Below are 1,626 nucleotides of genomic sequence, written 5' to 3'. Positions count from 1 at the left end.
CTATACCTGCAGGTATAGCCTTCTTTGTTTAAGTTACTTTCCTGCGCTTCTTTCTATCTCCCGCAGGTTTTCCATTTTCTTGTTTCTAAGGAAGCCGTTGATGTCCTCGAAGTGCTCGCGTATACGCTTGTTACCGAACTCAAACACCTTATCGGCCAGTCCATCCAGGAAGTCGCGGTCGTGGGATACCAGGATGAGCGTACCGTCAAAGGCCTTCAGTGCATCTTTCAGGATGTCCTTGGTTTTGATGTCGAGGTGGTTGGTCGGTTCATCGAGTATGAGCAGGTTGACCGGCTGCAGCAACAGCTTGATCATCGCCAGTCGCGTTTTCTCTCCACCCGAAAGCACTTTCACCTTCTTTTCGATGGTATCGCCGCTGAACATGAAGGCACCCAAGAGGTCCTTCACACGGGTGCGTACATCACCGATCGCGATCTCATCAATGGTCTGGAATACGGTCAGGTTTTCGTCCAGCAGGGAGGCCTGGTTCTGGGCAAAGTAACCGATCATGCAGTTGTGGCCCAATTGCAGCGTGCCATCAAAATCGATCTCGCCCATTATGGCTTTCACCAGCGTAGATTTACCCTCGCCGTTCTTGCCCACAAAAGCTATTTTCTCGCCCCGGTTGATCGTCAGGGACGCATCGCTGAATACCGTATGATCGCCATATTTCTTGGTAAGACCCTCCACGATGACCGGGTAGTTGCCGGAGCGCGGGGCAGGCGGGAATTTCAGGTTCAGGGCAGACGTATCCACTTCGTCCACTTCCACGATCTCCATTTTCTCCAGCATCTTCACGCGCGACTGCACCTGCAGGGTTTTCGAATAAGTGCCTTTGAACCGGTCGATGAAAGCCTGAATATCGGCCATCTCCTTTTGCTGGTCGTCGAACTGCTTTTGCTGCTGCTCGCGGCGTTCTTTGCGCAGTTGCAGGTATTGGCTGTAGGTTACTTTGTAATCGTAGATACGACCCATCGTCACTTCGATGGTGCGGTTGGTGATGTTGTCCACAAAGGTCTTGTCGTGTGAGATCACGATCACAGCCTTGGCATTGTTCACCAGGAAATCTTCCAGCCACTGAATGGATTCGATGTCGAGGTGGTTGGTAGGCTCATCGAGCAGAATAAGGTCCGGTTGCTGTAACAGGATCTTGGCCAGCTCGATGCGCATGCGCCAGCCACCGCTGAACTCCCGGGTCGGCCGCGCGAAGTCTTCTCTTGAAAAGCCCAGGCCTTTCAGCGTTTTCTCTACTTCTGCATCGAAGTTGATCTCTTCGATAGAATAGTATTTCTCGCCCAGCTCCGATACCTGCTCGATGATCTTGTAATATTCATCCGAGTCATAGTCGGTGCGGGTTTCGAGTTGGGCGTTGAGCTCATCCATCTGCTTTTTCATGTTCAGCACTTTGGCAAAGGCCTTGGAGGCCTCCTCAAACACGGTGCAGTTGTCTTCGGTGAGCAGGTGCTGCGGCAGGTAGGCGATCACAGCCTCTTTGGGTGCCGACACTTTTCCCCGGGTGGGTTTATTTTCTCCGGCAATGATTTTGAGCAGGGTAGATTTTCCTGCCCCGTTTTTACCCATCAGGGCTATCCGGTCATCTTCATTGATGTTGAAAGAAACATTGCT

1 protein-coding gene is annotated in these 1,626 nt (G+C 51.8%); it reads right to left on the bottom strand.

Translation table 11 applies throughout. The features are described 5' to 3' along the window. Window positions 1-33: 33 nt before the first annotated feature. Window positions 34-1,626 (bottom strand): ABC-F family ATP-binding cassette domain-containing protein (locus OB13_RS17835; protein WP_461491540.1); only part of this gene is annotated, 1,593 nt, incomplete at its 5' end.

The sequence above is a fragment of the Pontibacter sp. HJ8 genome (assembly GCF_054824225.1).
This window is presented reverse-complemented; position numbering and strand designations above follow the sequence as displayed.